The organism is Achromobacter sp. 77, from assembly GCF_020541125.1.
GTDB classification, from domain to species: Bacteria; Pseudomonadota; Gammaproteobacteria; order Burkholderiales; family Burkholderiaceae_B; genus Achromobacter; species Achromobacter mucicolens.
The window spans coordinates 4,570,461-4,593,031 of record NZ_CP059848.1 but is presented as its reverse complement, the minus strand read 5'-3'; the positions used below and the strand labels follow the sequence as shown (position 1 = coordinate 4,593,031).

Annotated in this window: 26 protein-coding genes; 8 read left to right on the top strand and 18 right to left on the bottom strand. The window is 69.2% G+C overall.

The window, feature by feature from the left end:
- Positions 1 to 5: 5 nt before the first annotated feature.
- Positions 6 to 902 carry a GntR family transcriptional regulator gene (locus H4P35_RS21365; RefSeq protein ID WP_226846916.1) on the bottom strand — a complete coding sequence of 299 codons (897 nt, stop codon included), beginning with the start codon at positions 900 to 902 and terminating at the stop codon, positions 6 to 8.
- A complete protein-coding gene (gene acnA, locus H4P35_RS21360) occupies positions 899 to 3,529 on the bottom strand; it encodes an aconitate hydratase AcnA (protein WP_226846914.1) in 2,631 nt (876 codons plus the stop codon). Before acnA ends, H4P35_RS21365 begins: the two co-directional genes overlap by 4 nt.
- 89 nt (positions 3,530 to 3,618) lie before the next feature.
- Between acnA and H4P35_RS21355 the strand changes: the two genes are divergently transcribed.
- Positions 3,619 to 4,602 carry a tripartite tricarboxylate transporter substrate binding protein gene (locus H4P35_RS21355; RefSeq protein ID WP_226846912.1) on the top strand — a complete coding sequence of 328 codons (984 nt, stop codon included), beginning with the start codon at positions 3,619 to 3,621 and terminating at the stop codon, positions 4,600 to 4,602.
- 35 nt (positions 4,603 to 4,637) lie between these two features.
- On the opposite strand, the gene H4P35_RS21350 is transcribed toward H4P35_RS21355, so the two are convergent.
- Positions 4,638 to 5,294: a 2OG-Fe(II) oxygenase gene (locus H4P35_RS21350; RefSeq protein WP_226846910.1), complete on the bottom strand. Its 657-nt coding sequence runs from the start codon at positions 5,292 to 5,294 to the stop codon at positions 4,638 to 4,640.
- A 147-nt stretch (positions 5,295 to 5,441) separates the two neighbouring features.
- Here H4P35_RS21350 and H4P35_RS21345 point away from each other — a divergent pair, with 147 nt between their 5' ends.
- Both H4P35_RS21345 and H4P35_RS21340 read left to right on the top strand, forming a co-directional pair.
- On the top strand, positions 5,442 to 6,131 hold the full coding sequence (locus H4P35_RS21345) for an HAD family phosphatase (RefSeq protein WP_226846908.1): 690 nt from the start codon (positions 5,442 to 5,444) through the stop codon (positions 6,129 to 6,131).
- A gap of 94 nt (positions 6,132 to 6,225) precedes the next feature.
- The gene (locus H4P35_RS21340) at positions 6,226 to 6,744 is read left to right on the top strand and encodes an MgtC/SapB family protein (protein WP_226846906.1); all 519 of its coding nucleotides are present in this window, start codon (positions 6,226 to 6,228) and stop codon (positions 6,742 to 6,744) included.
- A 66-nt stretch (positions 6,745 to 6,810) separates the two neighbouring features.
- On the opposite strand, the gene H4P35_RS21335 is transcribed toward H4P35_RS21340, so the two are convergent.
- From H4P35_RS21335 to H4P35_RS21305, 7 genes are all read right to left on the bottom strand, one after another.
- The gene (locus H4P35_RS21335) at positions 6,811 to 7,557 is read right to left on the bottom strand and encodes an SDR family oxidoreductase (RefSeq protein ID WP_226846901.1); all 747 of its coding nucleotides are present in this window, start codon (positions 7,555 to 7,557) and stop codon (positions 6,811 to 6,813) included.
- Positions 7,558 to 7,599: 42 nt separating this feature from the next.
- A complete protein-coding gene (locus H4P35_RS21330; RefSeq protein ID WP_063952381.1) occupies positions 7,600 to 7,968 on the bottom strand; it encodes a cupin domain-containing protein in 369 nt (122 codons plus the stop codon).
- Positions 7,969 to 8,142: 174 nt separating this feature from the next.
- A complete protein-coding gene (locus H4P35_RS21325; RefSeq protein ID WP_056326283.1) occupies positions 8,143 to 8,535 on the bottom strand; it encodes a VOC family protein in 393 nt (130 codons plus the stop codon).
- 60 nt (positions 8,536 to 8,595) lie between these two features.
- Positions 8,596 to 9,597, bottom strand: a complete 1,002-nt coding sequence (locus H4P35_RS21320; protein ID WP_217618688.1) for a formylglycine-generating enzyme family protein — start codon at positions 9,595 to 9,597, stop codon at positions 8,596 to 8,598.
- 160 nt (positions 9,598 to 9,757) lie between these two features.
- Positions 9,758 to 10,417, bottom strand: coding sequence for a DNA oxidative demethylase AlkB (alkB, locus tag H4P35_RS21315; RefSeq protein WP_226846899.1), 660 nt, complete (start codon positions 10,415 to 10,417; stop codon positions 9,758 to 9,760).
- A 1-nt stretch (position 10,418) separates the two neighbouring features.
- Positions 10,419 to 11,132, bottom strand: a complete 714-nt coding sequence (locus tag H4P35_RS21310) for a 2OG-Fe(II) oxygenase (protein ID WP_128827241.1) — start codon at positions 11,130 to 11,132, stop codon at positions 10,419 to 10,421.
- 78 nt (positions 11,133 to 11,210) lie between these two features.
- Positions 11,211 to 12,752 carry a phospholipase D family protein gene (locus H4P35_RS21305; protein ID WP_226846897.1) on the bottom strand — a complete coding sequence of 514 codons (1,542 nt, stop codon included), beginning with the start codon at positions 12,750 to 12,752 and terminating at the stop codon, positions 11,211 to 11,213.
- A gap of 118 nt (positions 12,753 to 12,870) precedes the next feature.
- Here H4P35_RS21305 and H4P35_RS21300 point away from each other — a divergent pair, with 118 nt between their 5' ends.
- The gene (locus tag H4P35_RS21300) at positions 12,871 to 13,446 is read left to right on the top strand and encodes a helix-turn-helix domain-containing protein (RefSeq protein ID WP_226846895.1); all 576 of its coding nucleotides are present in this window, start codon (positions 12,871 to 12,873) and stop codon (positions 13,444 to 13,446) included.
- A 6-nt stretch (positions 13,447 to 13,452) separates the two neighbouring features.
- Complete coding sequence (locus H4P35_RS21295; protein WP_226846893.1) at positions 13,453 to 13,989, top strand: GNAT family N-acetyltransferase; 537 nt, start codon at positions 13,453 to 13,455, stop codon at positions 13,987 to 13,989.
- Positions 13,990 to 14,010: 21 nt separating this feature from the next.
- On the opposite strand, the gene H4P35_RS21290 is transcribed toward H4P35_RS21295, so the two are convergent.
- Complete coding sequence (locus tag H4P35_RS21290; RefSeq protein WP_056326291.1) at positions 14,011 to 14,343, bottom strand: hypothetical protein; 333 nt, start codon at positions 14,341 to 14,343, stop codon at positions 14,011 to 14,013.
- Positions 14,344 to 14,603: 260 nt separating this feature from the next.
- On the opposite strand from H4P35_RS21290, the gene H4P35_RS21285 reads away from it, so the two are divergent.
- Positions 14,604 to 15,419 carry an SDR family NAD(P)-dependent oxidoreductase gene (locus tag H4P35_RS21285; protein WP_226846891.1) on the top strand — a complete coding sequence of 272 codons (816 nt, stop codon included), beginning with the start codon at positions 14,604 to 14,606 and terminating at the stop codon, positions 15,417 to 15,419.
- Here the strand turns inward: H4P35_RS21285 and H4P35_RS21280 are convergent.
- Positions 15,416 to 16,171, bottom strand: coding sequence for a sulfite exporter TauE/SafE family protein (locus H4P35_RS21280; protein WP_226846889.1), 756 nt, complete (start codon positions 16,169 to 16,171; stop codon positions 15,416 to 15,418). The two genes, H4P35_RS21285 and H4P35_RS21280, sit on opposite strands and share 4 nt — an antisense overlap.
- Positions 16,168 to 16,584, bottom strand: coding sequence for a sel1 repeat family protein (locus H4P35_RS21275; RefSeq protein WP_226846887.1), 417 nt, complete (start codon positions 16,582 to 16,584; stop codon positions 16,168 to 16,170). Before H4P35_RS21275 ends, H4P35_RS21280 begins: the two co-directional genes overlap by 4 nt.
- 122 nt (positions 16,585 to 16,706) lie before the next feature.
- Between H4P35_RS21275 and H4P35_RS21270 the strand changes: the two genes are divergently transcribed.
- On the top strand, positions 16,707 to 17,684 hold the full coding sequence (locus H4P35_RS21270; RefSeq protein ID WP_226846885.1) for a LysR substrate-binding domain-containing protein: 978 nt from the start codon (positions 16,707 to 16,709) through the stop codon (positions 17,682 to 17,684).
- On the opposite strand, the gene H4P35_RS21265 is transcribed toward H4P35_RS21270, so the two are convergent.
- Positions 17,608 to 19,008 (bottom strand): MATE family efflux transporter, encoded by a 1,401-nt coding sequence (locus H4P35_RS21265; RefSeq protein WP_226846883.1) that lies wholly within the window; start codon positions 19,006 to 19,008, stop codon positions 17,608 to 17,610. The genes H4P35_RS21270 and H4P35_RS21265 overlap by 77 nt on opposite strands.
- Positions 19,009 to 19,141: 133 nt before the next feature.
- Here H4P35_RS21265 and H4P35_RS21260 point away from each other — a divergent pair, with 133 nt between their 5' ends.
- Positions 19,142 to 19,618: a MarR family winged helix-turn-helix transcriptional regulator gene (locus H4P35_RS21260; RefSeq protein ID WP_056326992.1), complete on the top strand. Its 477-nt coding sequence runs from the start codon at positions 19,142 to 19,144 to the stop codon at positions 19,616 to 19,618.
- Here H4P35_RS21260 and H4P35_RS21255 read toward each other — a convergent pair.
- The 4 genes from H4P35_RS21255 to H4P35_RS21240 form a co-directional block, all read right to left on the bottom strand.
- Positions 19,605 to 20,504 (bottom strand): DMT family transporter, encoded by a 900-nt coding sequence (locus tag H4P35_RS21255; protein ID WP_226846881.1) that lies wholly within the window; start codon positions 20,502 to 20,504, stop codon positions 19,605 to 19,607. The two genes, H4P35_RS21260 and H4P35_RS21255, sit on opposite strands and share 14 nt — an antisense overlap.
- Positions 20,505 to 20,579: 75 nt before the next feature.
- On the bottom strand, positions 20,580 to 21,386 hold the full coding sequence (locus H4P35_RS21250; RefSeq protein ID WP_226846879.1) for an AraC family transcriptional regulator: 807 nt from the start codon (positions 21,384 to 21,386) through the stop codon (positions 20,580 to 20,582).
- A gap of 74 nt (positions 21,387 to 21,460) precedes the next feature.
- Entirely contained in the window at positions 21,461 to 21,952 is a 492-nt protein-coding gene (locus tag H4P35_RS21245) for a hypothetical protein (RefSeq protein ID WP_062839694.1), read from the bottom strand.
- Positions 21,949 to 22,497, bottom strand: a complete 549-nt coding sequence (locus H4P35_RS21240) for a hypothetical protein (protein ID WP_142053641.1) — start codon at positions 22,495 to 22,497, stop codon at positions 21,949 to 21,951. The genes H4P35_RS21245 and H4P35_RS21240 overlap by 4 nt, the downstream gene beginning before the upstream one ends.
- Positions 22,498 to 22,571 lie beyond the last annotated feature (74 nt).

Below are 22,571 nucleotides of genomic sequence, written 5' to 3'. Positions count from 1 at the left end.
GCGGCCTACGAAGTCAGGATGCCGCTGATGCGGGCCAGGTTGTCGAGCGTGCTGCGCAGATGGGCGGCCAGCGCGTCGGCCGCTTCGTCGTTGCGCTCGCGTTCCAGCAGGTCCAGGATGGCCAGGTGCTGATCGCAATGCTGCTTGTAGCGGCTGCGGTCCTGCATCGAGCGGTACGACAGCAGGCGGCGCACGCGGTTGACGCGTTTGATCGTGTCGATGAAGAACGGATTGCCCGAGGCTTCCACCAGCGACTCGTGGAATCGCACGCCGCGATCATGCAGCTGATCGGCGGTGTCGGTGGCAATCCCGCCCTCAAGCAGGTGCAGTTCGGCGGCGCGGCAGCGCGCCAGCACGGATTTGTCGATGTGAAAGCCCGGTTCGCGCAGCGCCGCCGGCTCCAGCGCCAGGCGCAGCCGGTAAGACTGCAGCAGGCTGTCGGGCGTGGTCATCATGGAAGAGAATTCCCACCCGTAGCCCGGCCGGCGCTGCGCCCAGCCCTCCTGCGAGATGCGGGCCAGCAGCGCCTGGGTCTGCGCCTGCGTAAGCGCGTAGCGCGTGCGCAGCAGCGCTTCGCTGCACTGCATGGGCAATTCGCCGCGCAGCAGTTCGTCGGCCAGCGCGAAGTACGTCTGCGTGACGATGTCGTCCGCCGACGGGGGCGTGATGTCCGCGGGGGCGTCGCCCGTCGCGTCGAAGTCGCGCAACAGGAAATACCCGCGGTTGGGCTTGCGCGCCACGACGCCGTGCTGCGCCAGGATGCCCAGCGCATCGTTGACCGGCGACCGCGACAGCCGCAGGCGGTCGGCGATTTGTTGCGCGCGCAGGTGCGCGCCCTCCAGCAGGCGGTCTTCCCGGATCAGGTCCAGGATTTTCGTGACGGTATTGGTTTGCGCGCTCATGGGTGGCGGACGGCCGATGACAGGGTGTCCGACAGGATAGCGGGAATGACGCCGCCCAACTGCAACAGGCGGATCTCCAGCCGCGTTTCGACAGCGGCGATGGCGGTCAGCGGTTCGGTCCCGCCCTGTGCGCGCAGAATGCGCACCGGGATGGCGGCGCGGGGCGTCAGCGCGGCGGCGTCGGCATCGATGTCGATCCGGTCGCCCGGTTCCAGCCGCAGGGTGCCGGGCGTTACGCCGTCCGGCAGGCGCAGCGGCAGGATGCCCATGCCGATCAGGTTGGACCGGTGGATGCGTTCAAAGCTGACGGCCAGCACCGCACGGATGCCGAGCAGGCGCTGGCCCTTGGCCGCCCAGTCGCGCGACGAGCCCGTGCCGAAGCGCGCGCCCGCCACCAGCACCACCGGCTGTGAGGCCTCGGCGTAATGTGCGGCGGCCTCCCAGATGGGTTCCAGTCTGCCGCTGGGCGCATGCAGGGTGTGGCCCACGGGCGCCGGCGGACAGAGCAGATTCGTCAGGCTCTTGCTGTAAAACGCGGCGCGCATCATGACTTCCCAATTGCCGCGGCGGGAGGCGAACACATTCAGGTCATTGCGGTCGTCGCCGCGTTCGACCAGGAAGTCGGCGATCAGGCTGTCGGGCGGGATCGCGCTGGCGGGCGACAGATGGTCGGTCGTGACGTCGTCGCCCACTACCAGCAGCGGATACGCGGTGTAGCGCCCAAGCTGGCTGCCCCCCTCGGTGCTGGCAAACGGCGGCCGGCGCAGCGCGGTCGAGGCAGGGTCCCACGGAAACCGCGCCGATGCAGGCGATTGCAGGGCCTGCCAGGCGGGATTCGCGCTGGCGATCTTGAAGGCCGCGCGATAGTCCCCGGGACGCTGCCCCGCGGCCAGGGCCGCATCGATCTCCGCTTCCGTCGGCCACAGGTCCGCCAGATGCACCGCGCGGCCGTCGGGCGTCACCTGGACGGGGTCGCGGCTCAGGTCCCGTTCCGCGTCGCCCGCCAGCGCGAACGCGATGACCAGCGGCGGCGACATCAGAAAGCCCAGGTCCAGGTCGGGATGAATCCGCCCCGTGAAATTGCGGTTGCCGGACAGCACCGCGACGGGGTGGATCGCGCCGTCGGCCAGGGCATCGCGCACCACGGCCGGCAGCGGGCCCGAGTTGCCGATGCAGGTGGTGCAGCCGTAGCCGACGATGTCAAAACCCACGGCGGCCAGGTCGTCCAGGAGACCCGCGCGTGCCAGATAATCGGCGGCGGCCGGCGAGCCCGGACCGAGCGAGGTCTTGACCCACGCCGGCGGCCGCAAGCCGGCCTGGCGCGCCTTGCGGGCCAAGAGGCCGGCGGCGGTCAGCAGGCGCGGATCGGATGTGTTGGTGCAACTGGTGATCGCGGCGATGGCGATGGCGTGTCGGGGCAGGTCCGCTTGCGTGCGGGGCTTGAAATCCAGCGCGGCAAGCATGGCGCGGGTCCGGCCGTACGGGTGCAGGTCCTGCGGGCGCTTGGGGCCCGCCACGTGCATCTGCACGGCGTCCAGCGCAAGGTCGACCACGCGGGTATAGCGCGGCTCGGCGTTCGCATCCAGCGCGATGCCGGTGCATCGCGCGTAGGCCTCGATGCGGGCGATCTGCGCCTCGTCGCGGCCCGTCTGGCGCAGGTAGGCCAGCGTTTCCCCGTCGATCGGAAAGTAGCCCGTGGTGGCGCCGTACTCGGGTGCCATGTTGGCGACGACGCAGCGGCTGCCGGCGGGCAGCGTGGCCACGCCCGGTCCGAAGAATTCGACGAATTCGCCGGAGACGTGGATGGCGCGCAGGCGCTGCGTGACGGTCAGCGCCAGATCGGTGGCGGTCACGCCCGGCTGTAGCGCACCGGTCAGCCGCACGCCGATCACATCGGGAATGCGCAGCATCGTCGGCATGCCGAACATGACCGTCTGCGCCTCCAGTCCGCCCACGCCCCAGCCCAGCACGCCGATGCCGTTGATCATCGGCGTGTGGCTGTCGGTGCCGATCATCATGTCGGGATACAGCGCGATGCCGTCGGGGCCGGGTTGCTGGCAGACCACCGTGGCCAGCTGCTCCAGGTTGATGGTGTGCATGATGCCGGTGCCCGGCGGGTGGATGCGCACATTCGTCAGCGCCTTGGAGGCCCAGCGCAGGAAGCGGTAGCGCTCGGCGTTGCGGCGCAATTCAAGGTCAAGGTTGCATTGCGCCGCGTCGGCGCGCGCATAGGCCTCGACGGCCAGCGAGTGGTCGACCGACACGTCAACCGGCAGCACGGGGTTCAGGACCGCCGGATCGACGCCGGCCTCAGCCAGCGCATCGCGCATTGCGGCAATGTCGACCAGCGCGGGGGTGCTGGTCGTGTCGTGCATCAGGACGCGGCCGGGTTGGAAGGCGATCTCGGCGTCGCTGGTGCCGTGCGCCAGCCAGCCGAACAGGGCGGCCACGGCGGCGTCGCGCTCGGCGCCCTGCATGTTGCGCAGCGCGTTTTCCAGCAGCAGGCGCAGCACCACCGGCAACCGGAAATAGTCCGCGCCGAACTCGGCCGGCAGGTCCGGGCAGGTGTACCGGGTGCCGTCCAGGGTGAAGTGCGTGCGGCGCAGCGGGGCATTGGTGTTTTCCATAGCTGCCAGTTTTGCATATTGACTGCATAAAATGCAATTAAGGAAAAACCCGGCCGCGCAATGACGCTGGCCCCATCGGAGACAAAACCATGCCCCCTATTCGCATCCTGGCCGCTGCCGCGGCCCTGGCGTTCGCCGCCTCATCCCCCTTGCACGCCGCCGACCTGCCGGCGAACCGGCCGATCACCTTGATCGTCCCCTTTGCGGCGGGCGGCGGCGTGGACGGCATGGGCCGTCTGCTGGCCGAGCGGCTGCGCAGCGAACTGCCGCAGGGCGTCGTCGTGGAGAACAAGCCCGGCGCCAGCGGCATGCTGGGCGCGGCGGCGGTCGTGCGCGCCGCGCCGGACGGCGCCACGCTACTGTTGGGGTCGGCCGGCGAGACCGCCATCAATCCCCTCGTCTTCAAGACCAAGATGCAGTACCAGCCCGAAAAAGACCTGGCGCCCGTCGCGCTGATCGCGCGTGTGCCGAACGTGCTGGTCGCCAATCCCAAGCTGCCGGTCGCCTCGGTCGAGCAGCTGGTCGCCTATGGCCGCGCGCATCCCGACAAGCTGACGTATGCGACCAGCGGCGTGGGCAATCCGCAGCACCTGAACGGCGAGCTGCTGCAGTCGCTGGCGGGCATCAAGATGGTTCACGTGCCGTACAAGGGCGCCGCGGCGCAATTGGTGGACGTGGCCGCGGGCAGCGTGGACCTCACCTTCGTCAGCCTGGCGGGCGCCTTGCCCTTCATCAAGAGCGGCAAGGTCAAGCCGCTGGCCGTGACGTCGGCCAAGCGCGCGTCGTTTGCGCCGGACATTCCAGCGCTGGCCGAGTACGCGCCGCTCAAGGACTACGCGCTGGAAAACTGGTTTGGCGTGTTTGTGCCGGCGGGCACGCCGCCGCAGGTGCAGCAAAAGCTGGCAGCCGCCATCGGCCGCGCGCTGAAGGATGAGAAATTCGTGGCCAGCATCCGCGAGTTGGGCGGCGAAGTGCAGCCCATGAGCCAGGATGCATTCCGGGCATTCATCAAGGCGCAGACAGCGGTGTTTGCCAAGGTCGTGGCCGACGGCAACATCACGGCCGAGAATTGATCGGCGCACGCGCCGGGCCGCTGCGTGGTGTGCGGCTACGGCGCCTCGTGCAGCATCAGATTCAGGCTGACGTGTTCGCCATTGCGCACGCGGCTGATCGCCTGGCGCGCCGTGACGCGGTAGATGCCCTGCGCGCCCTGCACGGGCCGGTGCGACGTTGCGATCACCGCCGCGTCGCCCAATCCCATCGGCAGCACCAGGGGACGTGACTGCATCCGAGGGCGCTGCTCGGTCATGACCAGTTCGCCGCCCGTGTGGTCAACACCGGGTTCGGACAGCAGGACGATCAGCCGCAGCGGAAATACGCAGGTTCCGTCGGCGTGCTGCAGCAGTGGCTGGTAGCCGTCCGTTGGCAGGCGCTGGAGGGCGGATAGGCTGCGCGATTGGCCCGCCTGGCGGTTCATTTGCGTGTAGGCGGCCAGCGCGTCGGGATACGAGGCGTCCCGGTCCAGCGCGGCCGCCCACGCGCGCGCGATGGGAAGCAGGCGGTCGTAGAGGCCGGCGCGCAGGCGGGCAAGCGGCGCGGGCAACGGGTCGGGCAGGGGGCCGGACTGCGGCAAAGCGTGAGCCAGCGCGCGCGCGTCGTCCGGCGCGTAAAGCCCGGGCAGCATCGTCCAGCCCTGCGCGGTCAGGTCCTGGACAACGCAAGTCCAGTCGTAGTGGCCGAGCGGCCGGGAGGCGGGCATGGTCATGGTCAGTTGGTGGTCGAAACGACAGCTTAGCCACTCCCGCCCGCCCGGGCACTCCGCCGCTTGCTGCGTGGCGGCCCGGCCACCCGGGGAGGCAGTGGCCGTGCAGTATGCTTACCCGCTTCATGGACACTCCCTTCGCTGCCCCCAATGACTGATTTTCCCTTTGACGCCGTGCTGTTCGACTGCGACGGCGTGCTGGTCGATTCCGAACCCATCACCAGCCGCGTGCTGACCGAGATGCTCAATGAGCTGGGCTGGGGCATCACGCACGCCGAGACGATGGAGATCTTCACGGGCAAGGCGGTCAAGGACGAACTGCCGCTGATCCAGGCGCGTACCGGCGCCACGATCACGCCAGCGTGGTTCGACCAGTTCCGCCAGCGCCGCAACGACGCGCTGGACCGCGACCTGCTCGAGATTCCCGGCGCGCCGCATGCCGTGCGCGCGCTGCACGAGGCGCTGAGCGGACGCATTGCCGTGGCCTCGGGGGCCGACCGGCGCAAGGTCGAGCTGCAACTGGTCAAGGTCGGGATTGCAGACTGCTTCGAGGGCCGCGTCTTCAGCGGCCACGAAATGCCGCGCAGCAAGCCCTTCCCGGATGTGTACCTGGCGGCCGCGCAGGCGCTTGGCGTGGATCCGACGCGTTGCGCGATCGTGGAAGACACCGTCACCGGCGCGACGGCGGGCGTGGCCGCCGGCGCCACCGTGTTCGGTTACAGCCCGGGCGAACCCGGCCACAGCGGCGCACAGGCGCTGCGCAGCGTGGGCGTGGCGCACGTCTTTACCGACATGCGCGCGCTGCCGGCGCTGCTGGCGGGCTGGCAGGCCGCCGCCTGATACGCAACGGCCGCGCCGCACGCGCGCTTCCCGGCGTGGCGGACTGCCCGCCGCCTGCTATGCTCGGTTTCTCCTCGGATCCAAGGACGCGTCGATGTCGCAAATCTGGCTGGAAATCTGGACTGCCGTGCGCACTGAATTTGCCGATATTCCCGATGTGGCAGAGGCAACGCGCATCGTGCTGCGCTTAAGCATGGCCGTTCTGTTGGGCGGCCTGCTGGGTTACGAACGGGAACGCAGCGGCAAGGCGGCCGGGTTGCGCACACATATGCTGGTCGCGCTGGGCGCGGCCATTTTCGTGCTGGTGCCGTTGCAGGGCGGCATGGACGTCGGCGACCTGAGCCGCGTGCTGCAAGGCGTGATCGCGGGCATCGGCTTTCTGGGGGCGGGCGCCATCATCAAGCTGGGCGCCGAGCGCGAAATCCACGGGCTGACGACGTCGGCCAGCATCTGGATGACCGCCGCCATCGGCGTGGCCGCGGGCATGGGACGCGAGGCCACGGCTGTCGTCAGCACCTTGATGGCGCTTTTCGTGCTGGCCGTGCTGCGCCGCGTCGAAGCGCGGATTTCTGAAAAGCAGGCAAAGCCTGTGATTTCCACGGACGACAAGTAGCCGTCCCGCATTGCAGGCGTGGCCGGATGCCGGATGCGGCCCGGCACAAGCTTGCCGGGCGGCGCGCTAGCTGCCGCCCGACACCTCGATGAACGATCCGCTGGTATAGCCCGCCTCGTCCGAAAACAGCCACATCACCGCCCCGGCCACTTCTTCCACCGTGCCGCCGCGGCGCAGCGGAATGACACTTTTCAGGCGGTCCACGCGGCCCGGTTCGCCGCCGCTGGCGTGCATCTCGGTGTAGATCGTGCCCGGGCGCACGCCATTCACACGGATGCCTTCGGGTGCAACTTCCTTGGACAGGCCGATGGTCAGCGTGTCCATCGCGCCCTTGGACGCGGCGTAGTCCACGTATTCGTTGGGCGAACCCAGACGGGCCGCGGCCGAGGACACGTTGACGATGGCGCCGCCCTGGCCGCCGTGGCGCGGCGACATCCGCCGCACCGCTTCGCGCGCGCACAGGAATGCCCCGACCACGTTGGTGGACAGCACCCGGTGCAGCCGGGCGGCGTCCATGTCTTCGACGCGCATCTGCTTTTCCAGGATGCCGGCGTTGTTGACCAGCGCGTCGATGCGGCCCAGGCGCTCGTCCAGCGTGCGGAACATGCGCACCACCTGATCTTGGTCGGCCACATCTGCCGGGATGGCAACCGCCTTGCCGCCGCCGCGCGCGACCTCGTCCACCACGGCTTGCGCCGCATCAGCATTGGCGTGGTAGTTGACGCCGACCGCGTAGCCGCGGCGGGCGGCCAGTTTCGCGATGGCGGCGCCGATGCCGCGGCTGCCGCCGGTGACCAGCATGACTTTGGACATGGTTTCCTCCTGTTGAGGCGTCACGTTAGCAAAGCTCCGCGTTCAGATCCATACGTCGTTGGGGGCGCGGCGCTCACCGCCCGCGTCGCCCGTGTTCGCAACGCCGCGCGGCTCGATCAGCATGAGCTGCACCTCTTCCGGCGCACAGGGCTTGTGCTCGACGCCCTTGGGAATCACCGTCATTTCGCCAGGACCCAGGTCGATCTCGCCGTCCCGCAGCGCGATCCGCAGCCGGCCGGCGATGACGATGAACGTCTCGTCCGTGTCGGCGTGCGCGTGCCAGACGAAGTCGCCCTTCAGCTTGACGAGCTTGAACTGGTAGTCGTTCATCTCGGCGATGACCTTGGGCATCCAGTGGTCGTGGATGAGGGCCAGTTTGGCGGCCAGATTGATGGGGGCGGGAGCGGACATGGCGTTGCCTCGGGATGGGAGAACCCCACGATACGGCGGGGCCGGGCATCTCGTCTTGTACGATCGAGCAGGTCTGCCGGGTTCCTGCCGGCGCCGCGCCTCAGGCGTGCAGCATCCGCCGCCAGCGGTCGGGCGCCATGCCGTAGGCCTGCACGTGGCGGCGCGTCAGATGGTTCAGGCCGGCTGCTTCAACTGCACCAGCACGAACTCGTTGCCGTACAGGTCGATGAAGTGCGCGTAGGCGGCGGTTTCCTCGTGCACGGGCTCGCGGGTAAAGCGCACGCCCTTGGCCGCAAAGTGGGCATGATCGCGCAGCACGTCGTCCGTGTAGAACACGCCCACCGGCTGGCCACCCGTCTGGTCGCCCACGCGATCGCGCTGCGCCTGCGTCTGGGCCTGCAGCAGCCACACGCCTACCGAAGGCTGATCGTGCAGGCGCAGGTGCACATAGCGCTGCTGGCCGACAGGCATGTCGACAGACACCTCCATCCCGAGCTTGTCCCGGTAGAAGGCGATGGCGGTGTCGTAGTCGTTTACAAGCAGGACGAGACGGCCCAGCGTGTGCATGTCAGGATTCTCTTCAAATGGATCGTGCGGCCATGCTAACCCACCAGACAGTCTTTTTCTTCAGTCGGCGGCGTGGGCTTCGCGCACGAGGCGCACGCCGACCAGGGGATAGCGCGTTTCCTGCGTGTTCCAGTTGCGGTACGACGCGCGCGTGTACAGCGCCCAGGTGTGCCAGGAGCCGCCGCGCCGCACGCGCACGTTGCCGGTGTCCGGGCCCTGCGGGTCGTCCGTGGGGGACTTGGCGTAGTAGTCCTCGCCGTACCAGTCCGCCACCCATTCCCAGGCGTTGCCGTGCATGTCGTACAGGCCGAATGCATTGGGCGCGTAGCTGGCGACGGGCGCGGTGAAGGTGTTGCCGTCGTGGCGTGGCGAGGCGAAGGCCTGCCATTTCGGCCACAGCGGGCTGGCGTCGGCATCGAAGCCGTTGCCCACGTCCGGCATCGCGGCCGGGTCGTCGCCGTTCTGGTAGCGGGTGCGCGTGCCCGCGCGGCAGGCGTATTCCCATTCGGCCTCGGTGGGCAGGCGGTAAACGCGGCCCTCCGTCTTCGTCAGCCACTGCGCCAGCGCGGTGGCGTCGTTCCAGCTGATGTTCACGACCGGGTGATCGTCGCCCTGCGCGAATCCGGGATTGCGCCACGAATACCGGCGGTCGCGGCCTTCGAAGGCGTCGCCCGAGGCAGACGTTTCCGGGTCGTAGGCGGCGTTGTAGCCATAGCCGCCCGTGCCGTCGGCCTCGGACTCCGGCACGTAGCCGGACGCTTCGATGAACCGGCGGAACTGGCCCACCGTGACTTCGGTGCGTTCCAGGTAGAACGGCCGCGTGATGCGGACGGTGTGCACCGGCGCTTCGTCAAAGAGCTGGGCGTGGCGCTCCGGCGGATACTGCGGATAGGCGGCGGCCAGCGTGCGTGGGTCTTCGTCGCTGCCCATCTGGAACGTGCCCGCCGGCACGCGCACGAACGTCATGCCCAGCGAGTTCTCGATGATGTCGGGCGGTGTGGCCGCCAGAACGGGCGCGCAGGTCAGGGTGCAGATGAGGGCGATGGCGGTGCGGGTACGCATGGGTGTCCGACGGGTTGGACCAGAGGGTGCGCCATAGTAGGGCCGCCGCGCAGCCGCCGCCAGACATGGTGAACCCTCATGTTGCGGGCATCGGACGGCCAGCATGCGCGTCCTGCCGCGTCGCCGCAAGGCGTGCGGCCACGCCATGGCCGCCGCGCGCCTAACCCGCCTTGCGGATCGTGAAGTTGATGCGCTGGCTGCCCAGCCGCGGATGCGGCAGGTCTTTCAGCGGCATTACGCCGTGAAACCGCAGGCGGTCCACGCCGCCCCACACGACGACGTCGCCATGAAACAGCGGCACCCGCGCGGCCCGGTCCGCGCGGTCGTCGCCGCCGAACAGAAACATCGCCGGCATGCCGAGCGACACGGAGACAATGGGCGCGCCGTAATCGCGTTCGTTGCGGTCCTGATGCAGCGACAGGCGCGAGCCGGGCGCGTAACGGTTGACCAGGCACGCATCCGGCGCGAAGTCCGCAAAGCCGGCTTCCCGCGCCGCGTCTTCGGCCAGCTGCCTGAAGGCCCGCGGCATCGCCGGCCAGGGTTGGCCGGACACGGGGTCGATGCGGCTATAGCGGTAACCGCGGGCATCCGTCGTCCAACCCAGCTCGCCGCAATTGGTCAGCGCCACCGACATCGTGTAGCCGCCGGGCGTCTCCATGTGGCGAAATGGGGCCTGCGCGATCACGTCGTCCACGCCGGCCAGCAGCGCGTCCACGGCGGGTAGCGCAAACCCGCGCAACACCACCGATTGCGCACCCAGCGCCACGCGGCCGTGCTGGGCGGGATCGTCGCCGCCGAATAGGTCCAGGGTCGAGGTCATGTCACACCGCGTCGTGAAAGATGATGCCCAGTGTGTGGCGCCGGCCCGAGCGCAGTTCGCTCACGCCGTGGCGCATGGCCGCCTTGCGCCAGCCGCGCACGCCCGCGACGGGTCGCTGGTTCACCGTGAAGATCAGCGCATCGCCTTGCTGCAAGGGCAGCACGTCGGCGCGCTGCTCGCGGCTGCTGGTCTCGGTCATGACGAATTCTCCGCCCGTGAAGTCCACGCCGGGCGCCGACAGCAAGAGCGCGACCTGCAACGGAAAGACGTGTTCGCCGTACAGGTCCTGATGCAGGCAGTTGTAGTCGCCCGGCCCGTACCGCAGGATCAGCGGCGTCGGCCGGCGCTGTCCGGCCGCGTGGCACCGCGCCAGAAAGCCGGCGTGGTCTGCCGGGTACTGCACGTTGATGCCCATCTGGCGGTTCCAGCGGTTGGCGATGGGCGCCAGCCGGGCATACAGCGCGCCGCGCAGCCGGGCAATCGGGCCGGGCAAGGGGTAGCGGAAATACTTGTATTCGCCGCGTCCGAATCCGTGGCGCGCCATCACGACGCGGCTGCGGTAGCGGTCGTCCTGGTCGTACGCATTGGACAGCACATTGCATTGCGCGGGCGTCAGCAGGGCGGGCAGGATGGCATTACCGTGCGCGTCGAGGTCTGCGGCGGCGCGGGTCCAGTCTTGCTGCGCGAGCAAGGCGTCGGCGGGCGTCAGGGTCATGATCGGAAAAAAAGGGAGTATCGCTGCGTCCAGTCTACGCCTTGCGCGTGCGCAGGCCACTCCGCTTGTTGCGGGCGCCTAGAGCAGCGGTTCCAGCGGCAGCATCGATGCAAACCACACGGTCGCGCGTTGCAGCAGGGTGGCGCCCGGCTCGCGGTCGTGCCGCACCGTCTGGCCGTCGCGTTCCTCCAGCCAATAGAGCTTGCCCATGTCGTCCAGCCGGACGCGGTAGGCGGTGCGGGGCAGCTCCGTGTCGAATGCGTTCTCGATGCCGCGGGCCAATGCGGGGCTGTCGATCACAAAGCCCAGCTCGGTGTTCAGCCGCGCCGAACGCGGGTCGAAATTGAACGATCCCACGAAGACGCGTTCACCGTCCACGGCAAAGGTCTTGGCGTGCAGGCTGGAGCCCGAACTGCCGAAGGGGCCCATGCTTCGGTTGCGTTCGACGCCGTGCGACGCGCCCTTCATTTCGTAGATCTCGACGCCGGCGGCCAGCAGATCCTTGCGGCGTTTGGCGTAGCCGGAATGCACCACCGCCACGTCGGTGGCTTCCAGGGCGTTGGTCAGCACCCGCACCCTCACGCCGTTGCGCGCCATCTTGGCGAACGCGCGCGTGCCGGCGGCGGTGGGCACGAAGTAGGGCGACACCAGCAGCAGATCCTTGGCCGGCACGCCCACGATGTCGTGCAGCTGGTGCGGCAGCATCGCCTCGGGCGGCGCGGTGCCCAGCGTTTTGCGGGGATCGTCGCTGACCATGCGTGTCGTCGACCATTCCAGGGGCAGCTCGCCCCTGAGCAACTGGCGGATGAACGGCAGGTCGCGCATGGCCTGGGCATAGGCCGCGGCCTGCGGCGATCGCTCGACCGTGGCAGCATCGGCCTCCAGCTCCTCCAGTTCGTTGGAGGCCGCCTTCTTGACCAGGCCTTCCACGGGATAAGCGGAATCGCTGCACCAGTAGCGGTCGAAATCGGCCGACACGTCGCTGACCGTTTCCCCAATGGCCAGCACGTCCATGTCCGTGAACACGACGCCGTCGGTGGCGCCAAAGTATTCGTCGCCGATGTTGCGGCCGCCGACGATGGTGACCTGGTTGTCGGCGGTGAACGACTTGTTGTGCATCCGGCGGTTCAACCGGTTGAAGTCGGTCAGGTAGCCGAGCGGCTTGGGCCAGCGCACCGCAAACGGGTTATAGAGGCGGACTTCGATGTTCGGATGCCCATCCAGGGCGGACAGCGTCCGGTCCAGCCCCGCGGTGCCGTTGTCGTCCAGCAGCAGGCGCACGCGCACGCCGCGATCGGCGGCCTCGTGCAGCGCCTCGAACAGCATGATGCCCGTCATGTCGTCGTGCCAGATGTAGTACTGCACGTCCAGGCTGCGCTCGGCCGCGCGCGCCAGCATCATGCGGGCGGCGAACGCGTCCAGCGGGTTGGCAAGGGCATGGATGCCCGATTTGCCGGGATGCGCGGCGGCCAGCGGCGCAATCGCCTGTCCCAGCGGCGTGGTCTGGGCCTGATCTTCGGGAAGCGCCTGCGACACGCTGCGCTTGTCGAGCGAGGGAAGGGAACAACCGGAGGTCAACGCGCAAAGGATGGTCATGTAGAGGAGTTTGCCCAGTTGCATGACCGCTATTGTGCCGAATCCTGCGCGGGTCCTCCGTAGTGTCCGGCGGCCGAACGAATCGCGCATTGGGGAAACCACGCAGTCGACGGTTTTTCATATACGGAATAAATTCCCAAATATGGAAAACATAAACGCTTCCGCCGACGCCGGGCTGGATCTTCGTCTTGCCGCGCGGCTCAAAACGCTGCGCCAGGAACGCGGCTGGTCCCTGGACGATCTGGCCGGCCGGGCCGGCATCAGCCGCGCCACGCTGTCCCGGCTGGAGAATGGCGAGGTCAGTCCCACCGCCAGCGTGCTCGGCAAGCTGTGCGCCGCCCATGGCATGACCATGTCGCGCCTCATGCTGATGGTCGAGGACGACTTTGCCGCCTGCGTGCCGGAAGCCGCGCAGTCCGTGTGGGTGGACGACAGCGTGGGCTTTACGCGCCGTTCCGTGTCGCCGCCCTCGCAACGCCTGGCCGGCGAGGTGCTGGCTTGCGAATTGGCTGCCGATGCCCGCATCCATTACGAGCAATCCCCCCGGCCCGGTCTTGAACACCATCTGCTGATGCTGGACGGCGAGCTGTCCGTCACGGTGGACGGGCAGGCGCACCGCCTGCTGCCGGGCGACTGTCTGCGCTACCAGCTATTCGGCGCCAGCACCTTCGTCACCCCGCCGCATCGCGGCGCCCGCTACCTGCTATTCATTGTCTGAGCCCCCATGACGCCTTCAAATCTTGAGTTGACGCTGCTGCCGGCCGACGCCGCCGCAGCCGCCGTGTCCGACCTCGCCACCTTGCTGCACGCGTGCGTGAAGGGCGGCGCCAGCGTCAGCTTCGTGCTGCCGTACAGCCATGACGACGCGCAGGCGTTCTGGCGCCGCAAGGTGCTGCCGGCCGTGGAAAGCGGCGCGGTCAAGTTGTGGGTGGCGCGGGTGGACGGGCGGGTGGCCGGTTCCGTGCAGCTGGATGTGGACACGCCGCCGAATCAGCCGCACCGCGCCGAGGTGCGCAAGCTGCTGGTGCATCCGGATTTCCGGCGCCAGGGCATTGCGCGGCGGTTGATGGGCGAGGTCGAGGACATGGCGCGGCGGCTGCATCGCAGCCTGCTCACGCTGGACACGCGCACGGGCGACTCGGCCGAGCCGCTGTATGCGTCGCTGGGCTACCAGACTGTGGGGGTGATTCCAGGCTTTGCGCGCGATCCGCTCGACCCGGACAAGGTGGATGGAACGACGATCATGTACAAGCAGCTATGAGCGGCGTTCGGGGCGGGGCGATCAGGCCAGCGGCTTGATGCCCACGCTGTAGGGCGGCGCGTTGCCGCGGGCGGCGGCCTTGATCTTCAGCATGGAGCCGCCCGGCGTGAACTCGAATTCCTGGTAAGGCACTTCGAACCACTGGTGAAAACTGGTGCGCGAGAACTCCGGCACCCACACCTTTGCGCGCTTCGCATCGCAGTGGAATTCCACCAGCGTGCGGTCGATGCCCAGCGGGCGGGTGTTGCCGATGCGGTAGCTGACGCGCAGTTCGGCGCGTTCGGCTTGGCCGGGCCGCCAGGTCAGGCCGATGGATTCCATGAAGTGTTCGATCGCCTCAATGCCGCGATACATAGCTGACTCCGAAAGCAGCGGGGGCGGTTGCCCCCGTGATGATCCGCCGCGCAAGGCGGCGGCAAACAGACGGATTATCCGCCATAACGCATTGCCGTAGAAATAGGCAGGTTTCGCGCAAGATCCTGCCTGTACGCCCGCGCGGGCGATTCTTACTATCCTGTCCAGGGCTGCGCCGGCGGTGGTTTTGCCAAGGGCGGCGGCATCGGCCGGGCGGCACGGCATCTTGCCGGCCGCCGCAAGCAAGGGAAGGGAATCGCATGAATACCGAAAAAATCTGGTTGGTGACGGACGTATCGGCCGGCCTGGGCGTCACCCTGGTCAAAATGCTGCTGGACCAGGGACACAAGGTGGCCGCCACCTCAGGTGATGGCGATGCGTTGCTGGAGGCGGTGGGCGCCAAGCTGGAAGGCCGGTTCCTGCCGCTGACGGTCAACCTGGCCGACGAGCGCGCGGCGCGGCGCGCGGTCGATGCCGCCGTCGCCGCGTTCGGCGGCATCGACGTGGTGGTGAATGGCGCCGGGCAAGGGGTGCAGGGCGCGCTCGACAGGTTGACCGACGCGCAGTTGCGCAGCACGTTCGATACCCACGTGTTCGGGGTGCTGAACGTCATCCGCGCCGTGATGCCGCGCCTGCGCGCGCAGCGCGGCGGGCATGTGTTCAACATTTCGTCCATCCTGGGCTTCGACGGGCGCACGACGGAATGGGGCGCCTACAGCGCCGCCAAGTTCGCCGTCAGCGGGCTGACCGAATCCTTGGCCGCCGAAGCCGCCCCGCTCGGCATCCGCGTTTCGCTCGTCTATCCGGGGGCGATGCGCGCCAGTGAATCCGAGGCATCGCCGGAACTGGCCGCGCGCGGCGCGCAGGGTTGGGATCAGAGCGGCGACCCGGCCAAGGCGGCGCAAGCGCTGATCGATGCCGCGCAGGCGCAATACGCGCCGCTGCATCTGTTCCTGGGCCGCGATTCCTTCGACCAGGCGCGCAGCAAGATCCAGTCGGTGCAGCAGGAGCTGGCGCGCTGGCGCGAGATGTCGGTGTCGATCGGTGTTGCCGACGCACGTCGGCTTGCCGCCTAGAGGCCCAGCAGGCCGCGTCCGGCCTGATAGGCGCCCAGCAGCGCCAGGCTGACCATGAAGCACAGCTTGAAGGTGCGCGCGGACATCCGGTTGCGCAAGCGCTGCCCCAAGGCCATGCCGGCCAGCGCGGGCAGCAGCATCAGAAGGGACGCGCTTGCCGCGCCGGCCGTGTAGCCGCCGTTGAGCCACAGCCCCGCAGCAAGCGCCACGGTCGACACCGTGAACGAAATTCCCATGGCCTGGATGAGCGCGTTTTTTTCCAGGTTCAGCGCCTGCAGATACGGCACGGCGGGAATGACGAAGACGCCCGTGGCCGCCGTGATGACGCCAGTGACGGCGCCGGTGGCGATGCCCAGCCAGGGTTCGTGACGGGGCTGCACGGTGGGCGGCGTGCCAAACAGTCCCCACCCGGCATAGGCCACCAGCGCCAATCCCAGGCAGATGCCCGCCCACTCGCCCGAAGGCGGACCCAGCCACAGCGCGCCCGCCACCGTCCCGGCGCAGATGCCCGCCTGCATGCCCGCGATCCGGCGAAGCACCGCCCGCAGCGTGACCCACGGCCTCGCCTGCCACAGGTTGGTGATGAGCGACGGCACGATGAGCAGCGCCGCCGCCTGCGCGGGCGCCATCACCAGCGCCAACAACGCCATCGAAATCGTGGGCAGGCCCAGGCCGACCACGCCCTTGATCACGCCCGCCAGGACGAACACCGCGACAACGGCGGCCAGCAAAACCGGGTCCAAGAGATTCATGCGGGCTCGCAGTGCGCGGTCAGCGCATCCTTGGGGCGGCCGAACAAGGCATAGGCCACATCCTGCGACGGGCCTTCTTGCTGGCGGGCGGCGCGCAGCAGCCACGCGCGTCCTTCGCACAGATCGGCGGGCAGCGATGGACCATATAACGCCGGGCCTGCGATCAGGACGACGCCCAGCATCCGTTGCGCGGGCGCGTGGTCCCCGCGCGCCGCGGCGCGCAGCCACGCCAGCATCGCGGCATGATCGCCCTGGGTCTGCGCTTCCAGCGCCAGCGCGTATTGTTGGGCGGGCGTGATGGCGCCGCCAAGGCCGTTGTTCGCTTCGGCCACGCCTGAGGCCGGCAGCGCGAGTGCGATCGCGGCCGCGCCCGTCCAGCGCGCGGCGCGGATGCGCAAGGGTGCGAGGTTCATGTTTTGCGCCTGTTCTGAAAGGGGATGAACGCATTCTGCCGATCGCGTCCCGCTACGCCTATCGGGATCTGGCTTACCCAGGCTATGGATGCGCCTGAGGCTCGCGTGCTACGCTTTTTTCCATGCGTTTCGACCTGACCGACCTTCGCCTATTTCTGAATGTGCACGAAACCGGCTCCATCACGGCGGGCGCGGCGCGTTCGCACATGACGCTGGCCTCGGCCAGCGAGCGCATCCGCGGGATGGAAGACGCGCTGGGCGTGCCGCTGCTGGTGCGCGAGCCGCGCGGCGTGCAGGTCACACCCGCCGGGCGCACGCTGGTCCACCATGCCCGGCTGGTGCTGGGTCAGATCGACCGCATGCGCGGCGAACTCGACCACTATGGGGCTGGCCTGAAGGGGCACGTGCGCGTGCTGTGCAACACCACGGCGCTCAGTGAATACCTGCCGCCCGTGCTCGGCGCGTTCCTCAAGGACCACCCGCATATTTCCGTCGACCTGGAAGAGCGCCTCAGCCACGAGATCGCCGACGCGCTGCGGGCGGGCGCGTGCGACATCGGGGTGCTGGCGGACTCGGCCGATCTGCATGGCTTGCGCACGCGCATATTCCGGCACGATCCGCTGACGCTGATCGTGCCGCGCGGCCATCCGCTGGCGGCGCAGCCGCAGGTGCTGTTGCAGGACGTGGCCGGGCATGACTTCGTGGGGCTGGTGCAGGGCAGCGCGCTGCAGGAACACATTGCGCATCATGCGCGCCGCAGCGGCAGGCCCCTGTCCTATCGCGTGCGGCTGCGCAGCTTTGACGCCGTGTGCCGGATGGTGGGCCAGGGCGTGGGCGTGGCCGTCGTGCCGCGGGCGGCGGCGCTGCGTTATGGCCGCGCGGCGGGCGTGAGCCGGGTGGCGCTGGCCGATCCCTGGGCCGCGCGCGACCTGGTGCTGTGCGTGCGCGACGATCTGCCTGCTTACGCGGACGAGCTGGTGGCGTATGCGTTGCGCGATGCGCCGGAAAATGCGCCGGCAGGCATCACCGCGCGAACAGCCGGCGCCCCGGCAGGTGCCCGGGGCCGAACCAGGACCCCGACGCGACGGCGGCCAGAATGACCAGGCCGTAGACGCACATTGCCACGGCCGCAATCACGAAGAACACGGTCAGCGACCCGGTCAGGTGCAGCGCAATGCCGCCCGCCCCGATGCCGATGAGCAGCCGCAGGAATCCCGCGGTCAACGGCCACTTCAGCCGTCCCGCGCCCTGCGACGCGAAGTACAGCGAAAAGCCGAGCGCAAAGAACCCGTACACCGGGCCCACCGTGCGCAAGTAGTCGGCGCCCGCCTGCAGCATGTGATCCTGCGCGCCAAAGAGACGCAGCCATGCCTCTGGAAAGCACGCCGCGGCCAGCCCGATCGCCTCGGCCAGCACGAAGGCCATCGCCCCGCCGGTCAAGGCGATGCGCATGGCGCGCTCGGGCTGCCCGGCGCCGATGTTGGAGCCCACCATCGCGACCATGGGGGCGCCCAGGCCGAATGCAATCGGCATCAGCAGGTATTCAAGCCGGACCGCCACCCCGAAACCCGCGACGGCCGCCTCGCCCGCGTAGGCGCCCACCAATGCGGCGGTCAGGGCCACCAGCGCGTTGGTCAGCAGCGGGTTGATGGTGGCCAGCGCACCCACGCTGAGGATGTTGCGCATCAGCGTCACGTGCAGCCGGCTGGCCACGAGCCGCGCCGCGTTGCGGCCGCTGGCGCAGTACGCGCCCAGGATGAGCGCGCCCACCGCGTAGTAGGTCACCAGCGCCCAGCCGCCGCCGGCCACGCCCAGCGCGGGGAAGGGGCCCCAGCCAAAAATGAGGCACGGCGACAGGGGAATCAGCAGCAGCGCGCCGCCGCAAATGACCGCGCCCGGCACCAGCATGTTGCCGGTGCCCCGGATGGCGCTGGCGAAGGCGTTCATCAGCCACATCAGCACGATGCCGCCAAAGATGACGTTGGAATAGGCCAGCGCCGCGTCGAGGGCCGCGCCCTCGGCGCCCAGCGCCCGGTATAGCGCCGGACCGAAGGCCAGCAGCAGCACGCAGAACAGGACCCCCAGCAAGGCGTTGAGCACGACCGCGTGCAGCACGAGCTGATCCGCCTCTTGCTGCCGGCCGCCGCCCAGCGCCCGCGCCACCGCCGCGGATATGCCGCCGCCCATCGCGCCCTGCGACATGTTCTGCATCAGCATCAGGACCGGCACGACCAGCGCCACGCCCGCCAGCACCGGCGTGCCCAGCCGCGCGAGAAACCAGGTTTCGATCAGGCCGGTGGACGACTGCGCCAGCATCATCAGGATGTTGGGCCACGCCAGCCGCGCGAGCGTGGGCGCGATGGGGGCGTGCAGCATGGCCTGCAAGCGCGCATTGGCGGGGCGAGGCGGAACGGTCGCGGTCATGGGACGGGCCGGTAAAAGGGGTCGGCAAAATTTACGTGCATATGCCAATATCTGTCAATATCGCGCTGGACGCGGGGCCTGCCCCGGCGTTAGCGTTATGTCCTTGCCCGCACACCTTCCTTAGCCGCTCGCCATGTCCGACGCCCCGCTCCCTGGCCCCGCCGTTCCTCCGGATCCGCTCATCTGCAACGGCGCGGCGTTGCGCAAGGCGACGCGCCGCGTGTCCCAGTTGTACGACACGGTGCTGGCGCCCTGCGGGCTGAAGGTGTCGCAGCATTCGATCCTGGTGCACATCGCGCGCGCAGGTTCGCCCTCGATGACGGATCTGGCCCGCGCAATGGTGCTGGACCGGTCCGCGCTGGCTCACAATCTCAAGCCCCTGCAGCGCGACGGCTACGTGCGCATGATGCGCGACCCGCTGGACGGCCGCAGCCGCCGGGTCGAACTGACCGAGACCGGCCGCGCCAAGCTGGCCGAGTCGCGCCGCCTGTGGAAAGACGCGCAGAACCGTTTCGAGGCCGCCTACGGCGCCGAGCGCGCCGCGGCCCTGCGGCACGCGCTGGCCGACATCTTTTCCGACGAGTTCGCGCTGGCCTTCAGTCGGGGGTAGCAGCCGCCCGCCGCGTGCCGCCCAGCATCACGACCGCGCCCAGCACGCAGCCCATGCCGGCGATCTGCGCGGCCGACAGCGGCTCTTTCAGCACGCCGGCGGCCAGCAGCACGGCGGATACCGGCGCCAGCGCGGTGAACAGCGCCGCTTCCGATCCGGGCACGCGCGCTGCCCCGGCATACCAGAGCAGAAAGCCGCCCACCGTGGGCACAAGCGCGTAGTACGCCACCGCCGCCACCGCGTCCTGCGTGAATGTCAGCGTCCAGGGCGCCTCCGCAAGGCTGGCCGCGGCCGAGAATACGAGACCAAACGCCGCCATCAGCGTCGACAGCGCCAGCGGCGCAACGGGCGTGCGCAGGCGCTTGTTCAACAGGATGAAGAGCCCCTCGCAGGCCACGGCGCCTAGGATCAGCGCATTACCCGCCAGCGATCCTGCCTTGCCGGGTCCGGCCGCATGGCCCGACATCAACCACACGCCGAATGCCGCCAGGCCGATCGCCGCCAAGGCCGCCTTGCCCGGCCGCTCGCCCAAGAGCAGCACGGCAATCGCGGCGGTGACAAGCGGCAGCGTCCCCAGGATGACCCCGCCGTCCACCGCCGATGTGCGCTGCAATCCCGCGATGAGCAGCGTCGTGTACCCCACGCTGCCCGCCACGGCCTGCAAGGTCAGCAGCAGCCAGTCGCGGCGGTCCAGCCGGGGCATGCGCGCGCCCGACGCGGCCATCAGCAGCGCGAAGCACGGCAGCGCGATGGCAAAGCGCAGCGCGGTCGCGGTGAAGGGCGGCAGGCCAGCGCCAATGATCTTGCTGGCGGTCACGGTGCTGCCCACCAGCACCATGGCCCCCGCCAGATAGAGATACCCGAGCCGTTGCTTGCTGATCGCCATCGCGCGTCTTCTCCCTTGTGGAAAAGCGCAGCGTAAGCGGGCGGGACGGCGTCGGTCTTGAACGAAATTGCAGGGTCAGGCGGCCGCCAAGGCATACCGGCGCGGCGACACGCCATAGGCGCGGGCGAAGGTGCGCGTCATGTGGCTCTGGTCGGCAAATCCGCCCAGCGCGGCCGCATCGGCCAGGGCCAGGCCCTGCCGGATCAGGCGGCGCACCAGCAGCAGGCGGCGCTGCGTCTGGTAGGCATGCGGGGTCAGTCCCGTCGCGCGCGTGAAGGCGCGCAGCACCTGGTAGCGTGAGAGCCCCGCGACGCCAGCCAGGTCGGCCAGCGACAGGGCGGCGGCCGGATCGTCGTCGATCAGCGACAGCGCATGGCGCAAGGACGCGGGCACGCCTTCCCGGCCGGACGCAGACTCGGGCGCCCCGCGCGGCCCGCCGGCCTGCGCCAGCACGCGCAGCAGCAGCGCCTCGCACGCCAGCGCCGGCGCGCCGGAAGTCCCCTGCGCATACAGCGCCAGAACCGCGCGCGCGAGCGCCGGCTGTTCGCGGGCGGGGTGCTCGAATTCGTAGCGCGAGGCGCCCGCGATCTCCTGGCTGCAGGCGTGGACCACGTCGGAGTCCAGATACAGCATCTGCCAGGCGCGGGCCCCGCCGCCCAGGGGCGCGCCATCGTGCACCTCGCCCGGATTGACCGTGATGACGTAGCCCGGTCCGGCTTGGACCTGGCCGCGCCCGCTGTGCGACACCTGCGCGCCCGCGCGCATCACGCCGATGCCGAACTGCTCGTGCGTGTGGCGCGCAAACGCGTGCCCGCTGCAGGCGGAAACGGCCTGCACGCCGGCGATGGCGCTGCGTTGCATGAGGAATTGGCCTGCGGGCATGGGCGAACGTGGGCGGCGATGACGCGGGAGATTCCGGCCAGTATCGCCCGCCGCTTGCGCCGCGATCAAGCGGGCTATTGCAGCCCGTTCCAGCGCGCCACCGAGGGCTCGGCAGCGGCCCACTTCCATTGGCCGTCCGGGCGCTGGCAGATCGTGCTGGCGTAGGCCGGAGCGGCGCCTTCGACCTCGACCGTGAACAGCACCTCGCGGCAATGCGCCAGCGGCGTTTTGATGTCGCGCACCGCCTGGATGCTGCCGCGCTCGTTGCCCACCGGCAGCGTGCGCTTGACCTGCCATTGCCGGACTTCGCCCAGGGGCAGCGCGCCCACCGCGTTGGCCATCACGTTCTGCTGGTCGTTCTTCCACTCGCGCAATACGTACTTCACCGTGGCGTCGACCGCGGCTTGCACCGAAACGCCGATGGCGAAGCCGGCGACGGGATTGGCCGTGGCCGCGCCGCTCAGCGTGCCGACCACGGCGCCCGTGGCCGGACCGATGGACGAACTCTGGCAGCCCGCGAGCGCGAGGCTGGCGGCCAGCGCCAGCATCCCAAGCGCGCGCGTCACTGGAGCGAACCCCAGCGGGCGGTCGCCGGCTCGGCGCTGGCCCAGCGCCAGTGTTCGCCGTCGCGGCAGACGGTCGTGACGTAGAACTCGCGCTCGGGATCCGCGCCGGGCTTGTCGGCGGGGGTGTCCACCGAGAACACCACTTCCTTGCATTGGAGATCGCCGCCGCCGATCAGCCGGCTGACTGTGACCTGGCCCCGCGCGTCGTCTTCGATGGGCAGCTTGTGCTTGACGTTCCAACTGGCGACCTTGCCCACCGCGAGCGGGCCGGCGGCCTTGGCGATGGCGTCCTGTTCTTCGCCGCGGGTCTGGCGCTGCGCATAGGCCAGCGCGGCCTTGGCGCCGGCCTGCACGCCCAGGCCGATGCCGGTGGCGACGGTAGCGTTGTCCGTGACTTTATTGGCGATGGCCGTGCCGGCGATACCGGCCGCGGCGCCCGTGCCTTCGCCCAGCATCGAGCTGCAGCCGGAAAGCGCGGTCAGCGCGGCGATGCCCACGGCGGTAAGCGCGCGGCGGCTCGCAAGGATTGGCGAGATGGTGAACACGCTGCGTGCCCTCCTGCGTGAAACTTGGCGGGCGCAAGTATAGGAGCGCACACGGCCTTGCGGCCGCGGGCTTT

What these genes read in the sequence shown, in the direction of transcription:
- H4P35_RS21305 (WP_226846897.1), bottom strand. Translation starts at nt 12,752, where the DNA reads ATGCAACTGGGCAAACTCCTCTACATGACCATCCTTTGCGCGTTGACC.
- H4P35_RS21325 (WP_056326283.1), bottom strand. Translation starts at nt 8,535, where the DNA reads ATGCACACGCTGGGCCGTCTCGTCCTGCTTGTAAACGACTACGACACC.
- H4P35_RS21365 (WP_226846916.1), bottom strand. Translation starts at nt 902, where the DNA reads ATGAGCGCGCAAACCAATACCGTCACGAAAATCCTGGACCTGATCCGG.
- H4P35_RS21270 (WP_226846885.1), top strand. Translation starts at nt 16,707, where the DNA reads ATGCGTTTCGACCTGACCGACCTTCGCCTATTTCTGAATGTGCACGAA.
- H4P35_RS21295 (WP_226846893.1), top strand. Translation starts at nt 13,453, where the DNA reads ATGACGCCTTCAAATCTTGAGTTGACGCTGCTGCCGGCCGACGCCGCC.
- H4P35_RS21260 (WP_056326992.1), top strand. Translation starts at nt 19,142, where the DNA reads ATGTCCGACGCCCCGCTCCCTGGCCCCGCCGTTCCTCCGGATCCGCTC.
- H4P35_RS21300 (WP_226846895.1), top strand. Translation starts at nt 12,871, where the DNA reads ATGGAAAACATAAACGCTTCCGCCGACGCCGGGCTGGATCTTCGTCTT.
- alkB (WP_226846899.1), bottom strand. Translation starts at nt 10,417, where the DNA reads ATGACCTCGACCCTGGACCTATTCGGCGGCGACGATCCCGCCCAGCAC.
- H4P35_RS21340 (WP_226846906.1), top strand. Translation starts at nt 6,226, where the DNA reads ATGTCGCAAATCTGGCTGGAAATCTGGACTGCCGTGCGCACTGAATTT.
- H4P35_RS21355 (WP_226846912.1), top strand. Translation starts at nt 3,619, where the DNA reads ATGCCCCCTATTCGCATCCTGGCCGCTGCCGCGGCCCTGGCGTTCGCC.
- H4P35_RS21335 (WP_226846901.1), bottom strand. Translation starts at nt 7,557, where the DNA reads ATGTCCAAAGTCATGCTGGTCACCGGCGGCAGCCGCGGCATCGGCGCC.
- H4P35_RS21345 (WP_226846908.1), top strand. Translation starts at nt 5,442, where the DNA reads ATGACTGATTTTCCCTTTGACGCCGTGCTGTTCGACTGCGACGGCGTG.
- H4P35_RS21265 (WP_226846883.1), bottom strand. Translation starts at nt 19,008, where the DNA reads ATGACCGCGACCGTTCCGCCTCGCCCCGCCAATGCGCGCTTGCAGGCC.
- H4P35_RS21255 (WP_226846881.1), bottom strand. Translation starts at nt 20,504, where the DNA reads ATGGCGATCAGCAAGCAACGGCTCGGGTATCTCTATCTGGCGGGGGCC.
- H4P35_RS21280 (WP_226846889.1), bottom strand. Translation starts at nt 16,171, where the DNA reads ATGAATCTCTTGGACCCGGTTTTGCTGGCCGCCGTTGTCGCGGTGTTC.
- H4P35_RS21285 (WP_226846891.1), top strand. Translation starts at nt 14,604, where the DNA reads ATGAATACCGAAAAAATCTGGTTGGTGACGGACGTATCGGCCGGCCTG.
- H4P35_RS21320 (WP_217618688.1), bottom strand. Translation starts at nt 9,597, where the DNA reads ATGCGTACCCGCACCGCCATCGCCCTCATCTGCACCCTGACCTGCGCG.
- H4P35_RS21290 (WP_056326291.1), bottom strand. Translation starts at nt 14,343, where the DNA reads ATGTATCGCGGCATTGAGGCGATCGAACACTTCATGGAATCCATCGGC.
- H4P35_RS21350 (WP_226846910.1), bottom strand. Translation starts at nt 5,294, where the DNA reads ATGACCATGCCCGCCTCCCGGCCGCTCGGCCACTACGACTGGACTTGC.
- H4P35_RS21310 (WP_128827241.1), bottom strand. Translation starts at nt 11,132, where the DNA reads ATGACCCTGACGCCCGCCGACGCCTTGCTCGCGCAGCAAGACTGGACC.
- acnA (WP_226846914.1), bottom strand. Translation starts at nt 3,529, where the DNA reads ATGGAAAACACCAATGCCCCGCTGCGCCGCACGCACTTCACCCTGGAC.
- H4P35_RS21275 (WP_226846887.1), bottom strand. Translation starts at nt 16,584, where the DNA reads ATGAACCTCGCACCCTTGCGCATCCGCGCCGCGCGCTGGACGGGCGCG.
- H4P35_RS21330 (WP_063952381.1), bottom strand. Translation starts at nt 7,968, where the DNA reads ATGTCCGCTCCCGCCCCCATCAATCTGGCCGCCAAACTGGCCCTCATC.
- H4P35_RS21250 (WP_226846879.1), bottom strand. Translation starts at nt 21,386, where the DNA reads ATGCCCGCAGGCCAATTCCTCATGCAACGCAGCGCCATCGCCGGCGTG.